The 216-nt window shown below is 59.3% G+C and carries 1 protein-coding gene; it reads right to left on the reverse strand.

Features of this window, described 5'->3' with window-relative positions; genetic code table 11:
* On the reverse strand, positions 1-216 hold a 216-nt coding region (locus FDX22_RS31360; RefSeq protein ID WP_255432968.1), incomplete at both ends, for a DAK2 domain-containing protein.

The raw sequence follows: 216 nt of genomic DNA on the forward strand, positions 1-216 counted from the left end.
AGCCCCTTGTTCGAGTTTCTGCCCGGCGGCGGTAAAGAAGATGGACATCAGTACGCCGCTGGACCCGCCCATCACCACGGTCAGGCGTTCGCCGATCAGGGCGAACAGCGTGGCAAGGTTATTCAGTGGCAGTCGCTGACGATGCAGCAGGTCAGCGATTTCACGCGCACCAGCGGCAAAAGTTGAACCCGTATCACCATCGCCTACTTTGGCATC

Source organism: Citrobacter sp. TBCS-14 (assembly GCF_005280805.1).
In the GTDB taxonomy this organism is placed as follows: domain Bacteria; phylum Pseudomonadota; class Gammaproteobacteria; order Enterobacterales; family Enterobacteriaceae; genus Citrobacter; species Citrobacter gillenii.